Source organism: Nocardia sp. CA-129566, from assembly GCF_050956075.1.
Lineage (GTDB): Bacteria > Actinomycetota > Actinomycetes > Mycobacteriales > Mycobacteriaceae > Nocardia.
Map to the genome: position 1 here is coordinate 2,221,011 of NZ_CP192085.1, position 20,877 is coordinate 2,241,887.

The window sequence follows — 20,877 nt, forward strand, 5'->3', positions numbered from 1 at the left end:
AGCCTCGATGTTTCGTCGGGCTTCGGCCCCGGCGATCGGGTTCGGATTGGTAGTTGGCCCTTGATCAGCGGATTTCGGGGCAAACTGGGGTGGCTCGGTCGCAGCCTCCGACGTCGCCGGCGCCTATACCGAACTCGCGCAGGGCTGCCGCGATCAGAAACAAGCTCACGACGTTCTGCGCGCTGAACTCCGCAAAACCCTGGAAGACCTCGGAAAAGCCCCAATAGGCACAGTGTGAGTCCAGCGACAGCGGAGGAAATTTCCTGATGAACCCAGCGGGTAAGAGCCGATTGGAAGATATTCTTGCGCGCTCGCGCAGTAGCGATGGTTTGACGCGCGTGAATGCCATCCCTGAGTTGGGTGAGTTCGTGGACGATGTCAGAGCGAGGGACAGGTTGACGGAGCTGCTCGATGACGAAGTTCGTCACGATGGAGGTTGATGCGGCGGAGGTGCTGGCGAGGAAGGGCGGTGCAGCTGGCATCGTCGCGGTCCTCGAAGTGCTCGGCCGTCGCCGCGATGATCCCGATGCCGACTACATCGCGTACCGGCTGAATGAGCTCGACGCCGGCGGTGAGGTGCCGGTCGTCGAGATCGTAGAGTCCTCAGGGTGGGAGATGTCGGACGACGCCGCGGTGGCGCTTCGAGATCTCAAAGCACTTCGTCGCTTCCCTCAGTAAGCGATCGCTGGAAGGCTCGTCGGCATTGACGCTGCGGTGAATTCAATATTCCCGCATCGTTTGTCGCTGACTGGGCAATGATCGACAAGGTAGGGGAGTGGGGGCATCGAGATAGAGGGCGCAGGCAGTCGAGGGCTTCGGTAAGGGTGCCGGTGGGGTATCCGCTGGGCAGGATGGAGTCCTGATAGCCGCCGCGGCTGGCTAGGTAGACGTGCCTTCCCGCAGGGTGCCCAATGGCCGCATCAGCTGATATTGCGTGCTCCGCTCGGGCATCGGCTCGAGGTCGGACACGACGTTTCAGACCTGGTCCGGTGCGGCGGTGTCGATCGTCGCCGTCATGACCAGATGCCGAGACGTCTCCCGCCCAAGTCCGAGCGCTCGACGCACCGGAGGCCGGAGCGGCCACCTCCGCGACAGTCGAGGTCGGCGATTCGACGCGCGAGCGACTGATACGATCGGCTCTGAAACTATTCGCGGACAACGGTTTTGCGGGCACCACCGTCGGTGACATCGAAAGTGACGCTGGGCTGGCTCGTCGGGGCGGCGACTTCTACCGGCATTTCCCATCGAAGGAAGGCGTCCTCGCCGCAGCCGTCGACAACCACATCCGAGAAACCGAGCAGGTACAGGCGACAGTAGGTTGGTTTCCGACGATGTGACGCCGACCGGCTGATGGGGCGTTTGGGGTCGGGCATTTCTGCCCGAGGCAGTGTGGTGTGGGGTTATGGTGGCTGCGCGTTGCATAGCCACGTTCCAGCAAACCTTGGGCGGAGAGTTATGGGACATCGGATGGGTGTCGTTGCGTGTGTCGCGGCTGCGGGTCTGTTGGTTGTGGTGGGCTGCGGGACTTCTACGGATTCCGGTGGGAGTTCCGGGAGTACGCATTCGACTGTGTCGGGAGGGGGGCATGCTGAGCCCGCGTATGTCGCGGGTCTCCGATCGGCGATAACCACGGTGATGAAGGACAACGTTGTTCCGGGGGCGGTGGTGGTTGTCAGGTCGGGGAAGCAAGGGGATTGGGCGGAGGCTTTTGGTAGTCGAACTGTCGATGCCAGTGAGCCGATGTCGGTCGGTGACTACTTCCGGGTGGGCAGCAATACCAAGACCATGACGTCGACGGTGATTCTGCGGTTGGTGCAGGAGGGCAAGCTCGCGCTCGATGATCCCATTGGCAAATACTGGCCGGGAGTGCCGAACGGTGATCGGATCACCATTGCGCAGCTCTCCGAAATGCGAAGTGGTCTATACAGTTACACGTTCGATCCGCAGTTCAATGCCACGCTCGACAGTGATCCGCAGAAGGTTTGGACGCCGGAGGAGTTGCTGGCGATCGCGTTCGCGCATCCGGTCAACTTCCAGCCCGGGGAGAAGTTCGAGTACAGCAATACCAATACGATCTTGCTCGGGCTGGTCATCGAGCAGGTCACGAAAATGACTGCTGCCGAGAGTTTTCGGCAGCACATCTTCGGACCGCTCGGGCTGAAGCACACGTCGCTGCCCGCGGCCGCGGACTCTTCGATACCGGATCCGCACCCGCAGGGCTATTCCTTCGGTACCAATGTGTCCACCATCGAAACGTTCGCACTTCCCGCCGCGGAACAAGCGGCGGCGGTGGCGGGCACCCTGAAACCCAACAATGAGACGAACGCGAGCCCGTCCTGGGCGTGGACCGCTGGCGGCGCGATTTCGACGGCCGAAGATCTGGCCACCTATGTGAAGGCACTGGTCGGCGGCGGACTGCTGGACGCGAAGATGCAGAGGACTCGGCTCGACAGTATTCAGCCGATCGATCCCGCCAACCCGGAGAATGCCGGATACGGTCTCGGTATCGCGCGATTCGGTCCGCATCTCATCGGTCACGACGGTCAGATTCCGGGATTCATGACGTTCATGGGCTACGACCCGGCGTCGGATCTCACGATCGTGATCTGCACCAACCTCGCGACGGTGCCGTCGGGCGAGGGGTCGGCGCTGGTACTGCTGAAAGCCATGCTGCCGGTCTTCTATGGTGCCGATGCCGTACCAGGGCGAGATCCGGCCGCGGCGAATACGAGTACGACTGCGCCGCCGCGCAGTTCCGCGGAAACCGCAACCCCCGGTCGGTGATGCCGGATGGACAATGCCGAGATAATCGTCGCGGGCGCCGGGCCGATCGGCGTGACCGCAGCGATCGAGTTACGACGCAGGGGCGTGCCGTGCCGGATCGTCGACCCATTACCGCAGCCGCCCCAGTATGCGAAAGCCGTTGGTATTCAACCCCGTGCACCGCTGGTCTGCTGGACAGCTATGACGCCGAGCGCAGGCCCGTCGGCGAAGAGGTGGTCGGCCGAACCGTGCGCAGTGCCCGCGAGGGCATCGGCGCGGATTCGACGGATCCGGACTTTGTGATCCGGCGCGAGGCCCAGTTGCTGATCGACTATGGCGACAGTCCGATAGTCGGCAAGACCAGTCCGGATGAGCCGCAACCGAGGGCGGGCAGCCGCGCACCCGATGTTCTCGGGCTCACCCGCGATGCCGTCACCTTCGACGTTCGGCTGTTCTCATTGCTCGGCCGGATCGATCACACGATCCTGATCTACGCCGACACCACCACCGCGACCGAACTGAGCGAGCTGGAGCAACTGGCCGCCGCCGCGAGCGTCGCGGCGCACGGCTCGCCGAGGATCTAGAGTTCGGCACCCACCTCCAAAGACGCGGCCCGGTCGTTGTCCCGCGCCGCGAGTCGATGCACCAGATCGATCAGATTGCCGTCGGTTACCAACTCGGCACCTGATCACTGCGCAGCAGGCGGGTCAGCGAGTCACGGTCGAACTGCAGTAGTACCCGCTCGAGCGGGGCCAACCCGATCTCGCTGACCATCTCGGCGCCGAACTCATCGTCGGGAATATTTCCCCCGCAACAGCGCGGCTACATCGGCGCCGGACATCTCGACTCCGGAGTCCCGGTGGATGCGGAACCCCATGTCCAGCAGTTCGATCGATTCGGCGCCGAGCTCGCCGATCAGCGTCGACTCCGGCTTGATCGGGGCCTTGTCCAGGCCGATGGCGTCTGCGACGGACGTGCTGACCTCGGCCGTGAGATCTTCGGCTGTCAGGGTCGACTCTTGCTCCGGCACCTGGGCGTGGACCTCGAGCAGATCCAAACAGCCTGGTCGCCGAGCCGAGTCAACCATTTGGCAACTCGCGGGCAACATCTCGGTCGGCGCGATAGCTCGCGCATCGGATTGATTGTGAATCAACATAATTCGTGGGATCAACCGCTACCATTGAGCAATGACCGCGATGCGGCTGGGCAATGGGACGGGACCGATTCTGCGCACCGCCTGTGTGAGTGCCGGAATCAATGCCGCGGGTGCGCAACTGGGTCGAGTCACCGAAGAGGTCGACTACCGGTTGCCCAACGGCGTGATGGTACGGATCGGCACGCCGGGGCAGGAGGGCGCGGCCAGACGTGTGGTCGATGTCGCCCGGTGGTTGGCATCGGCCGGAATCCCGGTGATGCAGCCCGTTGCCGATATTCGGCAGCCGGTCGTGGTGGACGGGCGCGCGGTGACCTTCTGGCATGCGCTGCCACAGCATCGGGCAGGCATACCCGCGGAGGTGGCCGCGGCACTGACGCGGCTGCACGGACTTTCGCCGCCGACCGATCTGGAGCTCGGGCAGGTGGCGCCCTTTGTCGGACTCGATGAACGCATTGCCGCGGCACACACCATGAGCGCCGACGATAGGTCCTGGTTGCGTAGGCATTTGGCGGAACTGCGCGGGCGGTGGGCGACGCTGCCGGCCGGGCGCCCGTGGGGCGTTATCCATGGCGCCGCGTGGAGCGGCAATGTCGTTGTCGCCGAGGACGGCAGCGTGATCCTGCTCGATCCGGGCCAGCTGTCGATCGGTCCACCGGAATGGGATCTGGTGCACGCGGCGATCGAGTGTGCGTCATTCGGCTGGATCACCGGCGAGCAGTATGCGCAGTACTGCTGTGGCTACGGCAGCGATGTGATGCGCTGGGGCGGCTACTACCTTTTGCGCGATATTCGGGAGTTCCGGATGGCCACGATGGCGGCGCAGGCGGCCGCCGCGAATTCCGCCTACCAGGAGCAGGCGGAACTGCGGTTGGCCTGTGTCCGAGGCGATATCGGTCCGCGGCCGTGGAGCGGCTGGACGGCGCTGGCATAACCGGCGGCGACACTACGGTCGAGGTCATCGCACTGTCCACCGCGCGCCGGCTCGGTGAAGTCCCGGCAATCGCGAAATCATCCGGTGATCGGTGGATTTCGGGACAACGCTGGTTCGAATGGCTACTGTCCAAAGGCATTCCACAATGGAACATGGGAGAATGCGTTGAGATTCAACAGAGCTACAGCGTTGACCGCGGCGGTACTGCTGGCCACAAGCCTCGGACTGACCGCATGTTCGTCGAGTGACAGTGCCGATGCCGATATCGTCACCACCAATGGCGGTGAGCCGCAGAACCCGTTGGTGCCGACCAATACCAATGAGAACATGGGTGGCCGGGTCGTGGACCGGCTGTTCGCGGGACTGAAGTACTACGACGCGAACGGTATCGCGCACGACGAGCTGGCCGAGTCGATCAAGACGACCGACCGCAAGACCTACACCATCACCATCAAACCGGATCGGAAATTCTCCGACGGCACCACGGTGACGGCGAAGTCGTTCGTGGACGCCTGGAATTACGGCGCCCTCGGTACCAATGCGCAGTTGCAGAACTATGTTTTCGCACCCATCGTCGGCTTCGACGAGGTGTCGGCGGAAAAGCCGACGGCGCAGGCCATGTCGGGACTGAAGGTGGTCGACGACCGCACCTTTACGGTGGCGTTGAAGCAGCCGTCCATTGATTTCGAGACCGAGTTGGGCTTCGCACCGTTCTATCCGCTGCCCGAGGCCGCCTTCAAGGATATGAAGGCCTTCGGTGAGAACCCGATCGGCAATGGCCCGTACCAGTTCGCGCGCCCCGGCGCGTGGGAGCACAACGTCAAGATCGATCTGGTGCCCAATCCGTACTATCGGGGCGGACGCCCGCCGAAGAACAAGGGCCTGCGCTTCGTGATGTACCAGTCCTATGACACGGCGTATTCGGATCTGCAGGCGGGCAATCTCGATACCCTCGATATCGTGCCCGATAGCGCCATGTCGACCTATAAGAAGGATCTGGGCGAGCGCGCGATCACCAAGCCGATCGCCTATAAGCAGGCCGTCGGCATCCAGACCAATGTTGCGCACTTCGGCGGCCAGGAGGGACTGCTGCGGCGCCGGGCGCTGTCGATGGCGATCAATCGGGAACAGATCTGCGAGAACATCTTCCACGGCATCCGCAAGCCAGCCCGCGATTTCACCGCGCGCACCCTGCCCGGATTCGATGAAAACCTGCCCGGCGTAGAGGTTCTGAACTACAACCCGGAGGAGGCCAAGAAGCTGTGGGCGCAGGCCGATGCCATTTCACCGTGGTCGGGCCGCTACGAGATCGCCTACAACTCCGATGGCGGCCACCAGGGCTGGGTCGAGGCCGTGGCCAATAGCGTGAAGAATGTGCTCGGCATCGACGCGGTCGGTGTGCCCTATCCGACCTTCAAGAACATCCGCGATCTGATCAACGCCAAGACGATCGGTAAGGCGTTCCGATACGGCTGGCAAGGTGACTACCCGACCATGCTGCAGTTCCTGACCTCGCAGTACTACAGCTTCTCCGAGACCAACAACGTCAATTACAACAACCCCGAATTCGACCATCTGCTCGACGCCGCCCTTGCCGCGCCGACGCTGGAGGAGTCGTACAAAATCGTGGGGCGAGCACAGGCGTTGCTGCTCAAAGATATGGCCGATATTCCGCTCTTCGACTACGTCGCCGCGGCCGGTCGATCCGAGAAGGTGAACAAGGCCGATCTCGCGTGGAACGGCCTGTTCGATTTCGAGGGCATCGAGAAGTAGGACCGAGCTGCGGCGGGCGCAGCGAAAGTGCGCCCGCCGCATCGGTTTTCAGCCCTGTTGCGTCGGCACGACAATGAGTTCGGCCACGTTCATCCGCGGCGGCGCTGCCACGGCATAGGCGATCGCATCGGCGATATCGCCGGGTCGCAGGATCTCCAGTTCGCTGCGCCACTGGGTGAGCCCGGCCCGCTGCTGCTCATCGCGCATGCCAGCACCGAGCTCGGTGCCGACGATACCGGGCTCGATATTCTTCACCCGGACTCCGCGCGGGCCGAATTCCGCACGCAGATTGCGGGTCAGGTGGGCTACGGCGGCCTTCGTGGCGGTGTAGACACCGTAGTTGGGGAAGACCGTGTGCCCGCCGATCGAGCCGACATGGACCAGATCGGCCCGGCGGCCCTCGCCCGCCGCGGCCAGCAGGTCATCGATGAAAGCCCTTCCGGTGTAGAGCAATCCATTGATATTGGTGCCGACCATCTGATCCCATTCCTCGGTGTGCGCGGAATCGAACGGCGCGGCGAGCATGACGCCCGCGTTCGCGACCACGATATCGACCGGACCGAATGCCGCGCGCACCGTGGCCGCGGCATCACGCACCGACTGCTGATCGGCCACATCCGCGACCACCGCGATGGCCGCCGCGCCGATCTCGGCGGCGAGTTCTTCGATCCGATCCTTGCGCCTGCCGAGCAGCGCGACCCGGGCGCCGTGCTGTGCGAACTGTCGGGCGGTGGCGGCGCCGATACCACTCGATGCTCCGGTGACTACCGCGGTGCGGCCTTCGAGGTTGTCTGTCATGACCACCACGTTCGTAGCCGCCGCCGGGACCCGCCAGGCTGCGGACTTCCTGGTAGCGGCAGGGCCACCCAGGCTCGAACCGGTTGGCCTACGCTGGGGTGGATGGAGTCCGAGAACCGATTGGGCGCCTTCCTGCGCGCACGCCGCGAGCTGGCGCGTCCGGAGGAGTTCGGGATTCCCGGCGGCGGGCAGCGGCGAGTCGCCGGGCTGCGCCGTGAGGAAGTGGCGATGCTCGCCGGTATGAGCGCCGACTACTACGTGCGGCTGGAACAGGGGCGCGATAAACATCCGTCCGAGCAGGTCGTCGAGGCACTGGCGCGGGTTTTCGCGCTCGACGAGGAGGGGCTGGCGCACCTGCGGGAGTTGGCGCGACCGAGCGCGCGGCGCAAGCGAGCCCCACGACGACCCGAGCGGGTCGCACCCGGCCTGCTCCGGCTGCTGGCCGCCTGGCCGAATACGCCAGCGCTGGTACTCGGCCGCTATATGGATGTGCTCGCCGCGAACCCCTTGGCGACCGCCGTCAATTCCTGTTCCGCCCGAGGGGTCAATATGGTGCGGGCCATCTTTCTCGATCCGGCGGCGCGTGATTGCTATGCCGACTGGCCGACCATTGCCGCCGATACCGTCGCCAGTCTGCGCGCCACCGCAGGCACGGACCTCGACGATCCGCGCCTGACCGATCTGGTCGGTGAATTGTCTTTGAAGAGTGAGGATTTTCGGCGGCTGTGGGCCCGCCACGACGTTCGCGTGAAAACCGCTGGCGTCAAAGTGTTTCGCAATCCGCTCGTCGGCGATCTGGCCCTGTCCTACGAAACCTTCACCGTCAATGGCGCTCCGGGGCAGATACTCATCGCCTACCATGCCGAGCTGGGATCGGCGGCCGAACGCGCACTCGCCCTGCTCGGCATGATCGCTGCGGGTGAGATTTCCGAATCCGATTCCGTCCCGGTCGATTCCGAGAAGTAGGCGTCAGTTGCCGTACTGCTTCGTCTCGGGCCGCTCGACCAGCAGGATATGCGCCGGCGTGTCCGCCACCGGACGATGCCGAATTCCTTTGGGTACCACATAGATATCACCGGAACCGAGGCTCACCGGTTGATGTCCTTCGAGTTCGATGCGGAACGTGCCGTCCCAGCAGAGGAACAGTTCGTCCTCGTCGTGGTGATGCCACGGGAATTCACCCTCGAGGCGGGCCACCTTGACGACGGTGTCATTGACCCGTGCCAGCAGCGATTGCTGAAAGGGGCCGGGCAGTGCCGCGACGGCGCGATCGATGGAGACCGCCTGCGTGGTGATCGTTTCTTCGGTCATGAGAACGATCCTCGGTGGGGCCGGTGCGCGCGGACAGGGCCAATCCGGCAGAATTGGTTTGGAGATGGAGCCAATTGCTGTAACGGAGCGACTCGGCCGCTGGTCGTCGGGTCGCGGACCGCTCTATGTGCTGCTCGCGGCCCGGCTGCGGCAGCTGATCGATGACGGTGAGCTGCCGCCGGGCGCCGCGCTGCCGCCGGACCGGGTATTTGCCGCGCAACTCGCCGTGGGACGCAGCACGGTCGTCGCGGCCTATGACCTGCTGGAGTCGGAGGCGCGCATCGTCCGGCGTCGGGGGAGCGGCACCCGGGTGGCCGGTGCGACGACGGTGGCCACACCGGAAACGACCGACGCTCCCATGTTCCTGCATCTGCTCGAGCCGCGACCCGATGTCATATCGCTGGCCTGCGCCGCTCCGGAGAGTCCGCCGCCGGAGGTGGCCGAGGCGTATGCGCAGATCCTGCCCGAATTGTCCTCGACCACAGCCGATATCGGCTATTACCCAGGCGGCCATCCGGCTCTGCGCACGGCCATTGCCGAGCGCTATCTGCGGCAGGGTGTGCCGACGCGGCCGGACGAGGTGCTGGTAACCAATGGCGGTCAGCAGGCGCTATCGCTGCTGGCCCGCGCATTCCTGCGGCCGGGTGATCGCGTGCTGTTGGAAACCCCGACGTACCCAGGCGCTTTGGAGGCGTTTCGCGAGGCGGGTGCGCTGCTGCATCCGCTGCCGCTCGGGCTCGACGGATTCGAAGCGGCAGCTCGCACGCACCGATCCGCGCTCGCCTATGTCACCCCGACATTCCAGAACCCCACTGGCGCAGTACTTTCCGCGCTGGTGCGGCGGCGCCTGGTGGAAGTGGCCGCCGCCGTGGACGTTCCGTTGGTCGCCGATGAAATCGTGGCCGATCTGGGCTTTCCCGGGGAGGACCTGCCGCAGCCGCTGGCCGCCGACGCCGCCACCGTCATCACGATCGGTTCGCTGAGCAAGAACATCTGGGGTGGGTTGCGGGTCGGCTGGGTGCGTGCGTCGGCAGCGACCATCGCCCGGCTGACACGCCTGCGGGCGGTACACGACCTCGGCGGCAACCTGCCGGCTCAGCTGGCCGCCGCCCACCTGGTGCCGCGGATAGATGTCCTGTGCGCGGCCCGTGCCGCGCAACGCGAGTCGTGTCACGATCTGGTATTGGGCGCCCTGTCCCGGAAGTTGCCCGACTGGTCCGTGACGCCGGTCCGCGGTGGTCAGACCCTGTGGATCCGTTTGCCGTACGGCGACGGAAGTTCCTTCGCGCAGACCGCGCTGCGCCATGGTGTCGCGATACTGGCCGGCAGCGGCCTCGACGTGTCGGGACGCAGCGACGGCTACGTCCGCATCCACTTCCGGCATCCACCGCAGACGCTCACCGAGGCGGTCGATCGCCTCGCCGGCGCATGGCGCGCCTACCACCCACCCAGTCGGACCACCCCGGCGCCACCGGCCTTGGCGGTGTAGCCGACGCCGCCGAGTTCTATGGTGTCTGCCGGGCGGTAGTCGCGTGGGCGAGTAGGAATTCGATTGCGGCGGTCGGGGTCGAGGCGGCTGCGCTGTCGAAGGCCGCCGTGAACGCTTCGGGGCCAAGCGCTTCACGGGCCTGCTCGGCAGGCGCGACGAGGTTGTCGTAGCCACGCCGATCCGCGGTGCCGAGCATGGCGGCCGCGGCACCCAACAAGTGCGCCGCCGCGGCTGGCTGATCGCGCACCGCCAGCGCGGCGTACACGTGGGAGAGCATCGCCAAATCCGGTGGTTGTGCACCGCTGGCGGATTCGCCGGGGTTGATCAGCCTCTTGGTTGCCGCGTCGAGCACGCGCCGCGCCGCCGCCGGGTCGTCGTCCAGAATGGCGATGAGCGCCCGAAAACCGGCACTACGAGCCCGAACTCGGGTGCCGAAGGCGGTGCGCGCGAGACCGGTCTCGGCGCGATCCAGTTCGCGTAGCGCGGCTTTACGATCACCGCGACGCATCAGATACTCCGCGTACGCGAGCCGCACATAGACGGTGGTGCCGGGCTCGCCAGCCGCCCGCGCATGGTGTCGTGCCCGTGACAGTGCGGTGTCGGCGCGGTCGAGTTCGCCGAGTCGGGCCAGGGCGATGGCCGATTCGGCGCAGACGGCCGCCGCATCGCCCGGGCTGCCGAGCTCTTCGAAGGCCTCGGCGGCACGGGTGAGCGCGGTGATCGCCTGTGGCAGATCACCGTGCAGCATGTGGTCATCGGCGATCGATTGCAGCGTTGTCGACAGTCCGAATCGGTCGCCCACCGCCTCGAACTCCGTTCTCGCGGTGCTCAATTGATCGATGCTCGAAGCGCCGAGCAACAGCGCCATGCCATGTTCCCAACCGGTGAACGTTGGCCATTCCGGGGTCGAAAAACCGACCCCTTCAAGGAATGCGGGCGCGACCAGCAATACCGTTCGGGCGGGTCCGGTGGGCAGATCCGTTGAACCCCTGACGATTTCCAGACCGGCCGCCATGGCCCGCGTGCCGTCCTCGATTGCCCCGGCCTCGTATCGGGACAACCCGTCGAGCACCCCGCGCAATGCCCGCAGCTCATCGGGTACGCCGCTGCCGATCTCCAGCACTGCTCGCGTCCAACGGAGCCGTTCGCTGTGGATCCCGCGCAATGTCCAGTACCAGAACATCGCCGCGATCAGGCGGATACCGAGTTCGGCAGCACCGGTGTCGACCGCGAATCGCAATGCGGCGGAAATATTGTCGCGCTCGGCATCGAGCCGAGCGAGCGTGCCGAGCTGCTGCGCGGTGCGCAGTTCGGCCTCCGCGGATTCGGTGAGTCGCAGGAAATGGCGTGCGTGCCGGTCGCGGACCGCGAGCGCACGCCCGGATTCCGCCAATCGTTGCAACACGTAGGACCGGATGGTCTCGAGCATCCGGTACCGCTCGCCGCTGCGCTCGACCAGCGATTTGTCCACCAGATCGGTGAGCAGATCGAGATCTTCGAGGGCGTCGAGGGTCGCACCGGCCGGGAATGCGGCCAGCCACATGGCCAGTTCCTGTTCGGCTTGCGATAAAGGCGCCCAACTCCATTCGATGACCGCACGCAGTGTCCGATGGCGGGCCTGCGCGGTCCGGCTGCCCCGACCGAGCAGGGTGAACCGATCATCCAGCTTCGCCGCGATCTGGCCGACCGATAATGCCCGCAGCCGAGCCGCCGCCAATTCGATCGCCAGCGGCAATCCGTCGAGCCGTCGGCAGATCTCGACCACGGCCAGCGCGGTACCGGCGTCCAGCGCGAAATCGGGGCGCACCGCCCGTGCGCGCTCGACGAAAAGGCGTACCGCCGGAAAGCTTTCGGCATCGGCCACATTGTCGGGCCAGGGCAGGGGCCGGATCTGGTGGATATGTTCGCCATCGATGGCGAGCGATTCCCGGCTGGTGGCCAGTACCCGCAGCTGCGGACACCCGCCGAGCAGCCGGTCGACGAGCGCGGCAACCGCCTCGACCAGATGTTCGCAGTTATCCAGGATCAGCAGAACACGTTGTTGCGCAAGGTATTCCGCCAGCCGGTCGATGGGCTCGCCCGCCGACGGCTCGAGTAGTCCGACCTCGCGCACCCCGATCGTGGTGAGCACCGCGGAGACGACCTGCTCCGGATCGGTCACCGCGGCGAGTTCGACCAACCAGACCGCATCGTCGGCCCGCTCGGCCACCTCGACGGCGAGTCGGGTCTTGCCAGCGCCGCCCGGCCCGACAATGCAGATCAGCCGGGCGGTCTCCAGTCGCTCGGTCAGTTCGGCCACATCGTCTTCGCGCCCGACGAAACTCGTTATCTGCGCGCGCAAATTGGTGCGGCGGCGGGCCGGCGTCGGTTCCTGTCGCAGTATGGACAGGTGTAGTTCGGTCAGCTCGGGGGAGGGATCGATGCCGAGTTCGTCACCGAGACGATCTCTGGTGCGTTCATAGGCGGCCAGTGCATCGGCCTGTCGACCCGCCGCGTACAGGGCGCGGATCAACAGGCCCTGGATGCGCTCGGTCAGCGGATGCGCCTCGGCCAGTACGCGCAGTTCGTCCAGGACATCGTTGCCCGCGGCGACCTCCAGCCCGAGCCGGCATTCGGCCGCGTCGAGTCGCAGCTCGTCCAGCCGCACCGCCGCATCGGCCGCGAACCGCACCTCCAGCAGGTCGGTCAGCGCCGGACCACGCCACAAGGCCTCGGCCTCGCGCAATGCGGCCAGCTCGCGCGACTCCCGCCCCGCCGCGGTCAGCCGTTCGAACCGAACGACGTCCACATCGACGGGATCGATGACCAGCCGATAGCCCGGCGCCCGCCCCTCGACGCGCGTCGTGCCTATCGCACGCCGAACCCGAGAGACCAGGGCCTGCAAGGCATTTGCGCCATTCTCCGGTGGGCGTCCATCCCAGATCGCGTCGGCGAGCACATCGGCGGGGACCACTCGGCCGGGTTCCATAGCGAGCCGGGCCAGCAATGCGCGCACTTTGACTCCGGCGATCGGAATCGGTCGGTCCTCAGCATCGCGGACCTCGAACGGACCCAGCAGCAAAACACGCACGGCGATAAGCCTGCCGTACCGGCAAGGAGAGTCGGATCTCTGGTGGGGTGGCTAACGACTGTGCGGCAGGATGCCGAGTGTCACTGCTAGTCCGGCCGCGATGCATACGGCCGCGGCCGTGGTGGTCGAGAGGGATCGGGTGATGGTGGCGATGCCAGCCACGAAAATCAGGCAGGTAATCGAGGCCAGCAGCGCGGTTCCGCGATCGACACCGGCGGGGCGGTGCAGTCGCTTTCGCGTCGCTGTCATAGTTGGGGAGTACCCGATCTTCGAGTTATCAAACTGTTATCGACAGCGACCGCCCACGTTCAGACCGGCGCGCACATTCGGCCGCACCTACCGGCTATGACCGATCTCAGGTGGTGTACTGGGCAGATGAGCACTGACGACACGGATCCGGAACTGCTCGAACTCGCCACCAAGATCTTCGATCTGGCGCGGCAGGGCAACGCCGAGCGCCTGACGGCGTATCTGGACGCCGGTGTCCCGGTGAACCTCACCAATGACCACGGCGACAGCCTGCTCATGCTGGCCGCCTACCACGGTCATCAGGACGCCGTGCGGGTCCTGCTGGCGCGCGACGCCGACCCGAATCGAGCCAATGACAAGGGGCAGACGCCGCTGGCGGGCGCGGTGTTCAAGGGCGAGGTCGAGATCCTGCGCGCCCTGCTCGCCGCGGGCGCCGATCCGGATGCCGGAACCCCGTCCGCGCGCGCCGCGGCCGCCATGTTCGGTAAGAACGACCTGCTGCGCCTGTTCGAGGCGCCCTGAGCCACCGAATTGTCACTGGCCGGAACGCCGATTCGGAGGCGTTCGCGCGGGTCGGTATAGTCGCCGCGGATGAGTAATGTCACCACCCGAGATAGGTCCGAGCCCGTGAACCGACGATTCGGGCGCGTGGTGTGGCTAGTGCCGGTGTTGCTCATTGCCTTCGCCACGTGGTGCCTGACCGAACCGCTATGGCCCTTCCATCGGATCACCGGCGGTTTCATCGACCTGCAGGTGTACCGGCTCGGCATCGAGGCGCTGCGTGACGGCGCGGATATGTACGGCCAGCTGCCGCAGACCACCATTGGCATCGGCCTGCCGTTCATCTACCCGCCGTTCGCCGCACTGGTGCTGAGTCCCTTCGCGCTGCTGCCCTGGGATGCCGCGGCGTTCACCTTCTTCATCTCCTCGACGCTCGCGCTGGCCGTCACGCTGTATCTGGTCGCGCGGCGGCGCTGGCCCGAACGCAGTGGGTTGCGGCTGGCACTGCTGGCCACCTCGTGTGCGACACCGCTGGCCATGCTGTTGGAGCCCATCCGTTCGACGCTGGACTTCGGGCAGGTCAACCTGCTGCTCATGGTCCTGGTCGCCGCCGACGCGTTGACCGAGAAGCCGAAGTGGCGGCGCGGCATGCTGGTCGGCGTTGCGGCCGCCATCAAGCTGACCCCGGCCGCGTTCGTGCTGTATTTCCTGGTACGCCGGGACTATCGCGCGGCAGTGACGGCCGCCGTCACCGGTGCGGTGGCGACGGCGCTCAGCTTCGCGGTGCTGCCCAAGGAGTCGGTCACCTACTGGTTCGGCGGACTCGGCAATGTCTCGGGATTGAGCGGCTCGTCGTTCCACACCAACCAGTCGATTCAGGCCGTGCTGGCCCGGTTCGGTGTGGAGAAGCCGCTGTTCACCGTGCTCTGGCTGGTGCTGAGCGCGGCGCTGCTCGTCCTGGTGGTCGCGGCCATGCGACAGGCGGAACAGGCGCCCGCGCTGGCGCTGGGGATCAATGCGGTCTTCACATTGCTGGTATCGCCGATCTCCTGGTCGCATCACTGGGTGATGATCGCGCCCGCGCTGTTCGGGATGGTCTGTTATGCGACGACGGTGCCGCGGGGGCGGGCGATCGGGTGGTATATGGCCATCGTGGTGACCGCGGCGGCATTCGTCTACGGGCCGCAGAACTGGATGCCCGGTGACAATCGACGCGAATTGTCCTGGACGCCTTGGCAACACCTGTGGGGCAACACCTACGTGTGGTTGAGCGTACTGCTGGTCGTGGTGTACCTCGTGAGCAGCAAGCGCGCGAAGTCGCTTGCGGCCGAGGCGGATTCGGTGCCGCAGGATGGCGATCTCGTCGATCTGGCAGGTCCTCGACCCGCTGCCTGACGCCCACGCGGGTCGCGCCATCCATTGACAGTATGCGGATGATGGAAGGTCGGGGGGTTTGTCGATGGAGGGTACCGCGTGGTCGCGATCGATTTCGAACGGAATGTGAACTCGACGCGACCGCTGACGGCCGTGCGCGCGGTGAGCCAGCGTGGGCTCGGCGGGGTGCCGCCGACGGCCTTGGTGCTGATCGGGATCGTGAGCGTGCAGGTCGGCGCGGCACTGGCCAAACAACTGTTCAGCGCCACCGGGGCCGCGGGCGCGGTGACGCTGCGGCTGTTCTTCGCCGGGATCGTGCTGTTGATCGTCTGGCGGTCCGGGCTGCGGATCGAGCGGCGCGCGCTGCCGGTGGTGCTCGGCTACGGCGCGGTGCTCGCCTGCATGAATCTCTGCTTCTACCAAGCCATCGACCGAATTCCGCTCGGTATGGCGGTGACCCTCGAATTCCTCGGGCCGCTCGGCGTCGCACTGGCTGGCTCGCGGCGGTGGGCCGATCCGGTGTGGGCGGTGCTCGCTGCCGCCGGGGTGCTGCTGCTGACCAGGTCGGGCGGGCAAGCGGGGTGGTCCGGCGTGCTGTTCGCCCTGGCCGCCGGAGCGTGCTGGGCGGGCTACATCCTGCTCAGCGCCGCACTCGGTGACCGCACCAGCGGCGGCGGGGGTCTGGCCATCGCGATGGCCTTCGGCGGTGTGCTCATGGTCCCGGTCGGCATCGCCGAGGCGGGTACCACGCTGTTCCATCCCACCGTCCTCGCCGCCGGATTCGCGGTCGCGATGCTGTCGTCGGTGCTGCCGTATTCGGTGGAACTCGAAGCGCTGCGGCGCATTCCACCGCGTGTCTTCGGCGTACTGATGAGCCTCGAACCCGCGGCCGCCGCACTCGCCGGACTGATCGTCCTCGGCCAGATCATGAATCCGGGGCAATGGGCGGGCGTGATCTGCGTGGTGGCCGCCTCCATCGGAGCGACCCGAACCGCTCGGCGAAAGTAGCCCTCAGCAGCCCGCGCTTCCCGGGGCGAAGATCGGTACCTCACACCACCACGGTTTGATCACCGGCGGCGTTGCCGGTGCGCCTGCCACGATCCAGTCGCCCTGTATCGATACCTCACGGCGAGACAGCGGTTCGTTGGCCGGGCCGGTGGCAACGGAGCCGTCGAGATTGAATTTGCTGCCGTGACAAGGGCAGTTGATGGTGCCGCCCGCGATTTCGTTGAGGGCACAGCCCTGATGCGTGCAGATCACCGAGAAGCCCTGGTAATTACCGGGATTCGGTTGGGTCAGCACGGTATCGCCGAGAATGAGTCCGGAGCCGACCGGTACGTCGGAGGCGCGGGCCAGCGCGTTCTCGGGTGCGCCCGGTTCGACGACCTGCTGGGCCGGTGCGGGTTGTTCCTGGACCTGCTGCGCGGCGGCGGGCAACGGGGCGAACGCGCCCGCGACGATCCATTCCCCCTGTACGGAGATGGTGCGTGTAGCCAGCGGCCGGGTGGCGGGGCCGGTGGCAACGGATCCGTCGAGGTTGAATTTGCTGCCGTGACAAGGGCAATTGATGGTGCCACCGCTGATCGTGTTGACAGCACAGCCCGCATGCGGGCAGATCACCGAAAAAGCCTGGTAGTTACCAGGACTCGGCTGGGTGATGACGGTATCGCCGAGCAGTAGGCCGGAGCCGATCGGCACATCGGAGGTGCGTGTGAGCGCGGTGCCCGGCGCGGGTTCGGGACCCGCCTGCACCTGCTCGGTCGGCGGCGGTGGTGGTTCGGTGGTGGGAGCGGCGGCAACTGAACTCGATGTCGTCGCTGGCGTCGCGGTGGAAGTGGTTGTCGGCGTTGACGAGCGCTCGCTCGTCGAGCAGGCCGCGACAAATGCCGCGGCCCCTGCTCCGATGACGATTGTTCGGCGGTTGACGTGTTCGACACTCATCGCGACCTCAGCGTTCTCGACACATTTGTCCTATGTGTTACGAGATGGCCGCCGATTCGGTTCGAGGTCGTTTCGCATTAGCACGACCATTGGCGCTGCCTACCGCCCGGCTGAGACTGGAACCGGGCGGGGCAGCTACCGGCTATTGAACGGAACACTCCTGAGACCAGGGCTGGTCTTCGATGAGACTCTGCTGAGAAAACCCCTGATTCTGCGCCTAAGCTGATGCGGTGCGGGCGATTGCGTAGGTGCCGCCGTGATCGAAAGGGGGCGCGGCCCGGGCCAGGTTGTACTCACCGTGAGTTGAGCGATGCAGAACGCCTTGTTGCGAACGACAATGGGCGTAGCATCTTCTCTTGCCGTGTTGTGCCGACGTGCGGCCGCGGTGCGGAGGAAGGCGGGGCGATGGCCGGGAGTCCATCGGCTGACGGAGCGAGCCGTGGGGTGCTCGATGCCGGTTTCCAGATACTGGAAGCAATTTCGGCGGCGCCGGAGGGCTGTGGACTATCGCAGCTGGCCAGGTCCACCGGGTTGGCCAAGGCCACCGCTTACCGGTTGGCCGAGCAGTTGGTCGTGCTCGGCGCGGTGCAGCGGGTGGAGCAACGGTATTTCGTCGGCGAGCGGATGGCGGAGCTGGGACGGCACTGGCAGGCCGCACCGCTGCTGCGCCGGGCCGCGCAGCGACCGGCCCGGGTATTGGCGGCCGTGACGAATTCGACTGTCGCGGTTTGTGTTCTCGAAGCGGGTGAGGTCCGGCTGGTGGCCGGCGTCAAGGGCGCGGAATTCTTCCTCAACACCACCGCGGACCCCGACGTGGTGTATCGGACCGCGCTGGCGCAGGTCCTCTTCGCGGGACGTACCGACAATACCGTCCCGCCACCGACCTATTCGGCCGCCGAATGGCATCGCGTGCGCACCGGAATCGCCGATGCCGGAATGGTTTCCGTTGACCACCACGAACTGATAGCCGGAATATGTTGTGCCGCAGCGGCGATCCGCCAACCCGGCGTCTGCGAGGCGGCCGCTATCGCTTGTATGTCACTGTCGCAACAGTTTCCGCCGAATCTGCCGGGCCTGGTCGCACGCGCCGCGCGCGAAATCGAGAAGAATCTGCGCTGATCGGTTCGCTCAGTGGACCGGGTCATTTCTGCCCGATGGGGGCGGCAATCAGGATAGGTGGGCCGTCGTCCGCCGTGAGTAAGGGCTGATCCACCAAATGACATTATCGCGTAGCGATTCGATGAGGGGTGGTGGTCGGGTGACGGGTGGGCCATTATCGCGTAGCGATTCGATGAGGGGCGGTGCTCGGGCAATGGGTGGTGGGCACGACTGCGAACTGTGGGGTCACCGCTATGTCTCCTCGTCGGTTACGGAGAACGGCCGACCGCGATTCCTGGTCCGCGGCACCCGGATCACCTTGTGGTTCGTCCAGGAAACCCAGCGCCTGTCCGCCCACGCGGGCGGCAATACCGTGATGTTCGAGGTCGATGTCGATGACGGCGTCCTGAAAACCCGTTCCCCCTTCAGTACCGTCCTGTCCTATCCGCGGGAGGTCACCAACCAGGACACCTGGCTGACCGAATTCCTCCTACTCGCCCCCACTTGGACCACCGTTGACGGCACCTTGATCCTCACCGACGACCGAACCCGCATCGAGCTGGAGCGAACCGCCGACCGCCCCTGACCCGCGGTTCATGCCGGTGGGGTGAGAAAGCCCTCGACCACCCGGCGGACCTTGCCCACCACATCGGTATCGCCGAGCCGCAGGGCGGTATTGGCCGAGCACAGGGCTGCGTCGATCTGAAAGGCGGCGAAATCGGTGTCCAGGTCCGCGATTTCGCCCGCATCGACGGCATACCGAAGTTCGTGGACGATGGTTGCCAACCAGTCCCGCTGGTCGCGGACCAGGGCGTCGCGGACCGGTCCTGGACGGCTGTCGAAATCCGCCATGTTGGCGACGCGGTAGCAGCCGCCCGCGAAAAGCGGTGCCGCGGCATAGCCGATCCAGTGCTCGATCAGCGCGCGAAGGCGTTGCACCCCATGGGGTTGTGTGCGTGCGGGGCGGATGACGGCGTCGATGAACATCTCGCGGGCCAGGTCGAGCGCCGCCAGCTGCAGGGCTTCCTTGGTCTTGAACAGCGTCTGCACGCCCGCCTTGCTCAGGCCGGTGTCGGTCGCCAGTTTGCCGAAGCTCAGGCCGTCGAGACCATCGAGGGAGGCGGTGTCGACGGCCTGACGGAGCACGAGCTGTCGACTGCGCGCGCCGCGCTGCAGACGCTTGTCCTCGGGTCCACCCGCCACCGGGCCACCATCCCTTGTCGAATCGCTTCCCGATGCTGTCATCATTTGGGCACTCGCTTATCGGTCGGGCGCGTCGCCGTCGCCATAGTCAAAGAATACGTCCGGACGTATGTTTAAACAAGGGAGTCGGGCGACATCATCGCATGCAGCAGATCGCGCAGCGTCTCCTGCTGGGCGGCGGTGAGCGAGGTCAATGGCGACTGGGTGCCGAGTAGGTCGAGGGCCTCGGCGCGCCGCCGTTCCCCGGCGGCCGTGAGCACGATCTGCTTGGCCCGTCGGTCGGTCGGATGTGGTTGCCGCCGAATCAGCTCCTGAATGTGACCGATTTTTCGCTCATGCTGGTGGTGTTCAAATCTGGGCATTATCGGTGGCGCGCCGATCGGTACGGCCATCGGCCAATACTTCGGTTGGCGTGTGACATTCGCGTCGGTGGCGCTCTGTGCGACCGTCGCGCTGCTGCTGGTGCTGCGTTTTCTGCCGACGATGCCGGTGGCTGCGCGCGGATCGGTGCTGGGGGAGTTGCGCGTATTCGCCGATCGCGGTATGCAATTGGCGATCGCGCTCACCGCGCTCGGCAATGTCGGTGTGGTGACGGTCTTTACGTACTTCACCCCGCTGCTCACCGATATCGGTGGTTTCGCACCGGGTGCGGTGCCGGTGTGCTACTGCTGGTGTACGGGGCGGGTTCGGTGCTCGGTAATCACCTCGGTGGTCGGCTGGCCGATAAGGTGCTGATGCCGTCGCTGGCGCGTCTGCTGACGGCCCTGGCGGGCACGCTGACACTGTTCTGGGCGGTTGCCGAGATCCAATTGCTCGCGGTGGCACTGGTTTTCGTGCTCGGCGCGCTGGCCTTCGCGATCATTCCCGGCATGCAGACGGGGGTCGTCGGCGCGGCAGGTGCGGCCCCGACGCTGGCCGTCGCGGTCAATGCCTCCGGCTTCCAACTCGCCGCCGCGTTCGCGGGCCGGATCGGCGGCTGGGCGCCATCGATGACGGACCCGGACTGCGTTCGATCTATCCGATCGCCGCTGTCCTCACGGTATCGGGTCTGCTGCTCGCGCTGCACATGCTGCGGCACGATCGCGAACCGGTGCGGAAATCCAGCTGACCGGTATGTCGTTGAATCCGGTTGCTGCACAATCTGTCTCGAGTCGAGAGGCTATTATCTGGCGAGGGCGCTCTACGGCGTCGCCGATATCAGAAGAGGGGTTCGACTGTGA

23 protein-coding genes and 1 pseudogene are annotated in these 20,877 nt (G+C 65.8%); 16 read left to right on the forward strand and 8 right to left on the reverse strand.

Going from position 1 to position 20,877, the window contains the following annotated elements:
- Positions 1-411: 411 nt before the first annotated feature.
- From ACQP0C_RS09855 to ACQP0C_RS09875, 5 genes and pseudogenes are all read left to right on the forward strand, one after another.
- Positions 412-678, forward strand: a complete 267-nt coding sequence (locus tag ACQP0C_RS09855; RefSeq protein WP_433732619.1) for a hypothetical protein — start codon at positions 412-414, stop codon at positions 676-678.
- Positions 679-1,127: 449 nt separating this feature from the next.
- Positions 1,128-1,337 carry a TetR/AcrR family transcriptional regulator gene (locus tag ACQP0C_RS09860; protein ID WP_433734496.1) on the forward strand — a complete coding sequence of 70 codons (210 nt, stop codon included), beginning with the start codon at positions 1,128-1,130 and terminating at the stop codon, positions 1,335-1,337.
- Positions 1,338-1,467: 130 nt separating this feature from the next.
- Entirely contained in the window at positions 1,468-2,784 is a 1,317-nt protein-coding gene (locus ACQP0C_RS09865; RefSeq protein ID WP_433732620.1) for a serine hydrolase domain-containing protein, read from the forward strand.
- 6 nt (positions 2,785-2,790) lie between these two features.
- Positions 2,791-3,066 (forward strand): FAD-dependent monooxygenase, encoded by a 276-nt coding sequence (locus ACQP0C_RS09870; RefSeq protein ID WP_433732621.1) that lies wholly within the window; start codon positions 2,791-2,793, stop codon positions 3,064-3,066.
- Positions 2,949-3,332: pseudogene (locus ACQP0C_RS09875) on the forward strand (pentachlorophenol monooxygenase); the annotation flags it as partial. The gene ACQP0C_RS09870 and the pseudogene ACQP0C_RS09875, both read left to right, overlap by 118 nt.
- 218 nt (positions 3,333-3,550) lie before the next feature.
- On the opposite strand, the gene ACQP0C_RS09880 reads toward ACQP0C_RS09875, so the two are convergent.
- Entirely contained in the window at positions 3,551-3,850 is a 300-nt protein-coding gene (locus ACQP0C_RS09880; RefSeq protein WP_433732622.1) for an acyl carrier protein, read from the reverse strand.
- Positions 3,851-3,950: 100 nt separating this feature from the next.
- On the opposite strand from ACQP0C_RS09880, the gene ACQP0C_RS09885 reads away from it, so the two are divergent.
- Together ACQP0C_RS09885 and ACQP0C_RS09890 are read left to right on the forward strand one after the other, a co-directional pair.
- Positions 3,951-4,850 carry a phosphotransferase gene (locus tag ACQP0C_RS09885; RefSeq protein WP_433732623.1) on the forward strand — a complete coding sequence of 300 codons (900 nt, stop codon included), beginning with the start codon at positions 3,951-3,953 and terminating at the stop codon, positions 4,848-4,850.
- 165 nt (positions 4,851-5,015) lie between these two features.
- A complete protein-coding gene (locus tag ACQP0C_RS09890; RefSeq protein ID WP_433732624.1) occupies positions 5,016-6,623 on the forward strand; it encodes a peptide ABC transporter substrate-binding protein in 1,608 nt (535 codons plus the stop codon).
- Positions 6,624-6,671: 48 nt separating this feature from the next.
- Here the strand turns inward: ACQP0C_RS09890 and ACQP0C_RS09895 are convergent, their stop codons facing one another.
- Positions 6,672-7,421 (reverse strand): SDR family oxidoreductase, encoded by a 750-nt coding sequence (locus ACQP0C_RS09895; protein ID WP_433732625.1) that lies wholly within the window; start codon positions 7,419-7,421, stop codon positions 6,672-6,674.
- Positions 7,422-7,523: 102 nt separating this feature from the next.
- Between ACQP0C_RS09895 and ACQP0C_RS09900 the strand changes: the two genes are divergently transcribed.
- On the forward strand, positions 7,524-8,387 hold the full coding sequence (locus ACQP0C_RS09900) for a helix-turn-helix transcriptional regulator (protein ID WP_433732626.1): 864 nt from the start codon (positions 7,524-7,526) through the stop codon (positions 8,385-8,387).
- Between the two features lie 3 nt (positions 8,388-8,390).
- Here the strand turns inward: ACQP0C_RS09900 and ACQP0C_RS09905 are convergent, their stop codons facing one another.
- Positions 8,391-8,732 carry a cupin domain-containing protein gene (locus ACQP0C_RS09905; RefSeq protein WP_433732627.1) on the reverse strand — a complete coding sequence of 114 codons (342 nt, stop codon included), beginning with the start codon at positions 8,730-8,732 and terminating at the stop codon, positions 8,391-8,393.
- Between the two features lie 64 nt (positions 8,733-8,796).
- Here ACQP0C_RS09905 and ACQP0C_RS09910 point away from each other — a divergent pair, with 64 nt between their 5' ends.
- Entirely contained in the window at positions 8,797-10,221 is a 1,425-nt protein-coding gene (locus ACQP0C_RS09910) for a PLP-dependent aminotransferase family protein (protein ID WP_433732628.1), read from the forward strand.
- Between the two features lie 16 nt (positions 10,222-10,237).
- Here the strand turns inward: ACQP0C_RS09910 and ACQP0C_RS09915 are convergent, their stop codons facing one another.
- Both ACQP0C_RS09915 and ACQP0C_RS09920 read right to left on the reverse strand, forming a co-directional pair.
- Positions 10,238-13,291: a BTAD domain-containing putative transcriptional regulator gene (locus tag ACQP0C_RS09915; protein ID WP_433732629.1), complete on the reverse strand. Its 3,054-nt coding sequence runs from the start codon at positions 13,289-13,291 to the stop codon at positions 10,238-10,240.
- A gap of 51 nt (positions 13,292-13,342) precedes the next feature.
- Entirely contained in the window at positions 13,343-13,540 is a 198-nt protein-coding gene (locus ACQP0C_RS09920) for a hypothetical protein (RefSeq protein ID WP_433732630.1), read from the reverse strand.
- 126 nt (positions 13,541-13,666) lie between these two features.
- On the opposite strand from ACQP0C_RS09920, the gene ACQP0C_RS09925 reads away from it, so the two are divergent.
- The 3 genes from ACQP0C_RS09925 to ACQP0C_RS09935 all read left to right on the forward strand — a co-directional run bounded on the left by ACQP0C_RS09925 (position 13,667) and on the right by ACQP0C_RS09935 (position 16,423).
- Entirely contained in the window at positions 13,667-14,062 is a 396-nt protein-coding gene (locus tag ACQP0C_RS09925) for an ankyrin repeat domain-containing protein (RefSeq protein ID WP_433683310.1), read from the forward strand.
- 69 nt (positions 14,063-14,131) lie between these two features.
- Positions 14,132-15,436, forward strand: coding sequence for a glycosyltransferase 87 family protein (locus tag ACQP0C_RS09930; protein ID WP_433732631.1), 1,305 nt, complete (start codon positions 14,132-14,134; stop codon positions 15,434-15,436).
- A gap of 78 nt (positions 15,437-15,514) precedes the next feature.
- A complete protein-coding gene (locus ACQP0C_RS09935) occupies positions 15,515-16,423 on the forward strand; it encodes an EamA family transporter (protein WP_433732632.1) in 909 nt (302 codons plus the stop codon).
- Between the two features lie 3 nt (positions 16,424-16,426).
- On the opposite strand, the gene ACQP0C_RS09940 is transcribed toward ACQP0C_RS09935, so the two are convergent.
- On the reverse strand, positions 16,427-17,356 hold the full coding sequence (locus ACQP0C_RS09940) for a Rieske 2Fe-2S domain-containing protein (RefSeq protein WP_433732633.1): 930 nt from the start codon (positions 17,354-17,356) through the stop codon (positions 16,427-16,429).
- Between the two features lie 405 nt (positions 17,357-17,761).
- On the opposite strand from ACQP0C_RS09940, the gene ACQP0C_RS09945 reads away from it, so the two are divergent.
- Entirely contained in the window at positions 17,762-18,475 is a 714-nt protein-coding gene (locus ACQP0C_RS09945; RefSeq protein ID WP_433732634.1) for a helix-turn-helix domain-containing protein, read from the forward strand.
- Positions 18,476-18,668: 193 nt separating this feature from the next.
- Entirely contained in the window at positions 18,669-19,040 is a 372-nt protein-coding gene (locus ACQP0C_RS09950; protein ID WP_433732635.1) for an META domain-containing protein, read from the forward strand.
- An 8-nt stretch (positions 19,041-19,048) separates the two neighbouring features.
- Here the strand turns inward: ACQP0C_RS09950 and ACQP0C_RS09955 are convergent, their stop codons facing one another.
- Together ACQP0C_RS09955 and ACQP0C_RS09960 are read right to left on the reverse strand one after the other, a co-directional pair.
- The gene (locus tag ACQP0C_RS09955) at positions 19,049-19,657 is read right to left on the reverse strand and encodes a TetR/AcrR family transcriptional regulator (protein ID WP_433732636.1); all 609 of its coding nucleotides are present in this window, start codon (positions 19,655-19,657) and stop codon (positions 19,049-19,051) included.
- Between the two features lie 113 nt (positions 19,658-19,770).
- Entirely contained in the window at positions 19,771-20,049 is a 279-nt protein-coding gene (locus ACQP0C_RS09960; protein WP_433732637.1) for a hypothetical protein, read from the reverse strand.
- Between the two features lie 22 nt (positions 20,050-20,071).
- Here ACQP0C_RS09960 and ACQP0C_RS09965 point away from each other — a divergent pair, with 22 nt between their 5' ends.
- Positions 20,072-20,392 (forward strand): hypothetical protein, encoded by a 321-nt coding sequence (locus ACQP0C_RS09965; protein ID WP_433732638.1) that lies wholly within the window; start codon positions 20,072-20,074, stop codon positions 20,390-20,392.
- Positions 20,317-20,877 carry a hypothetical protein gene (locus tag ACQP0C_RS09970; protein WP_433732639.1) on the forward strand — a complete coding sequence of 187 codons (561 nt, stop codon included), beginning with the start codon at positions 20,317-20,319 and terminating at the stop codon, positions 20,875-20,877. Before ACQP0C_RS09965 ends, ACQP0C_RS09970 begins: the two co-directional genes overlap by 76 nt.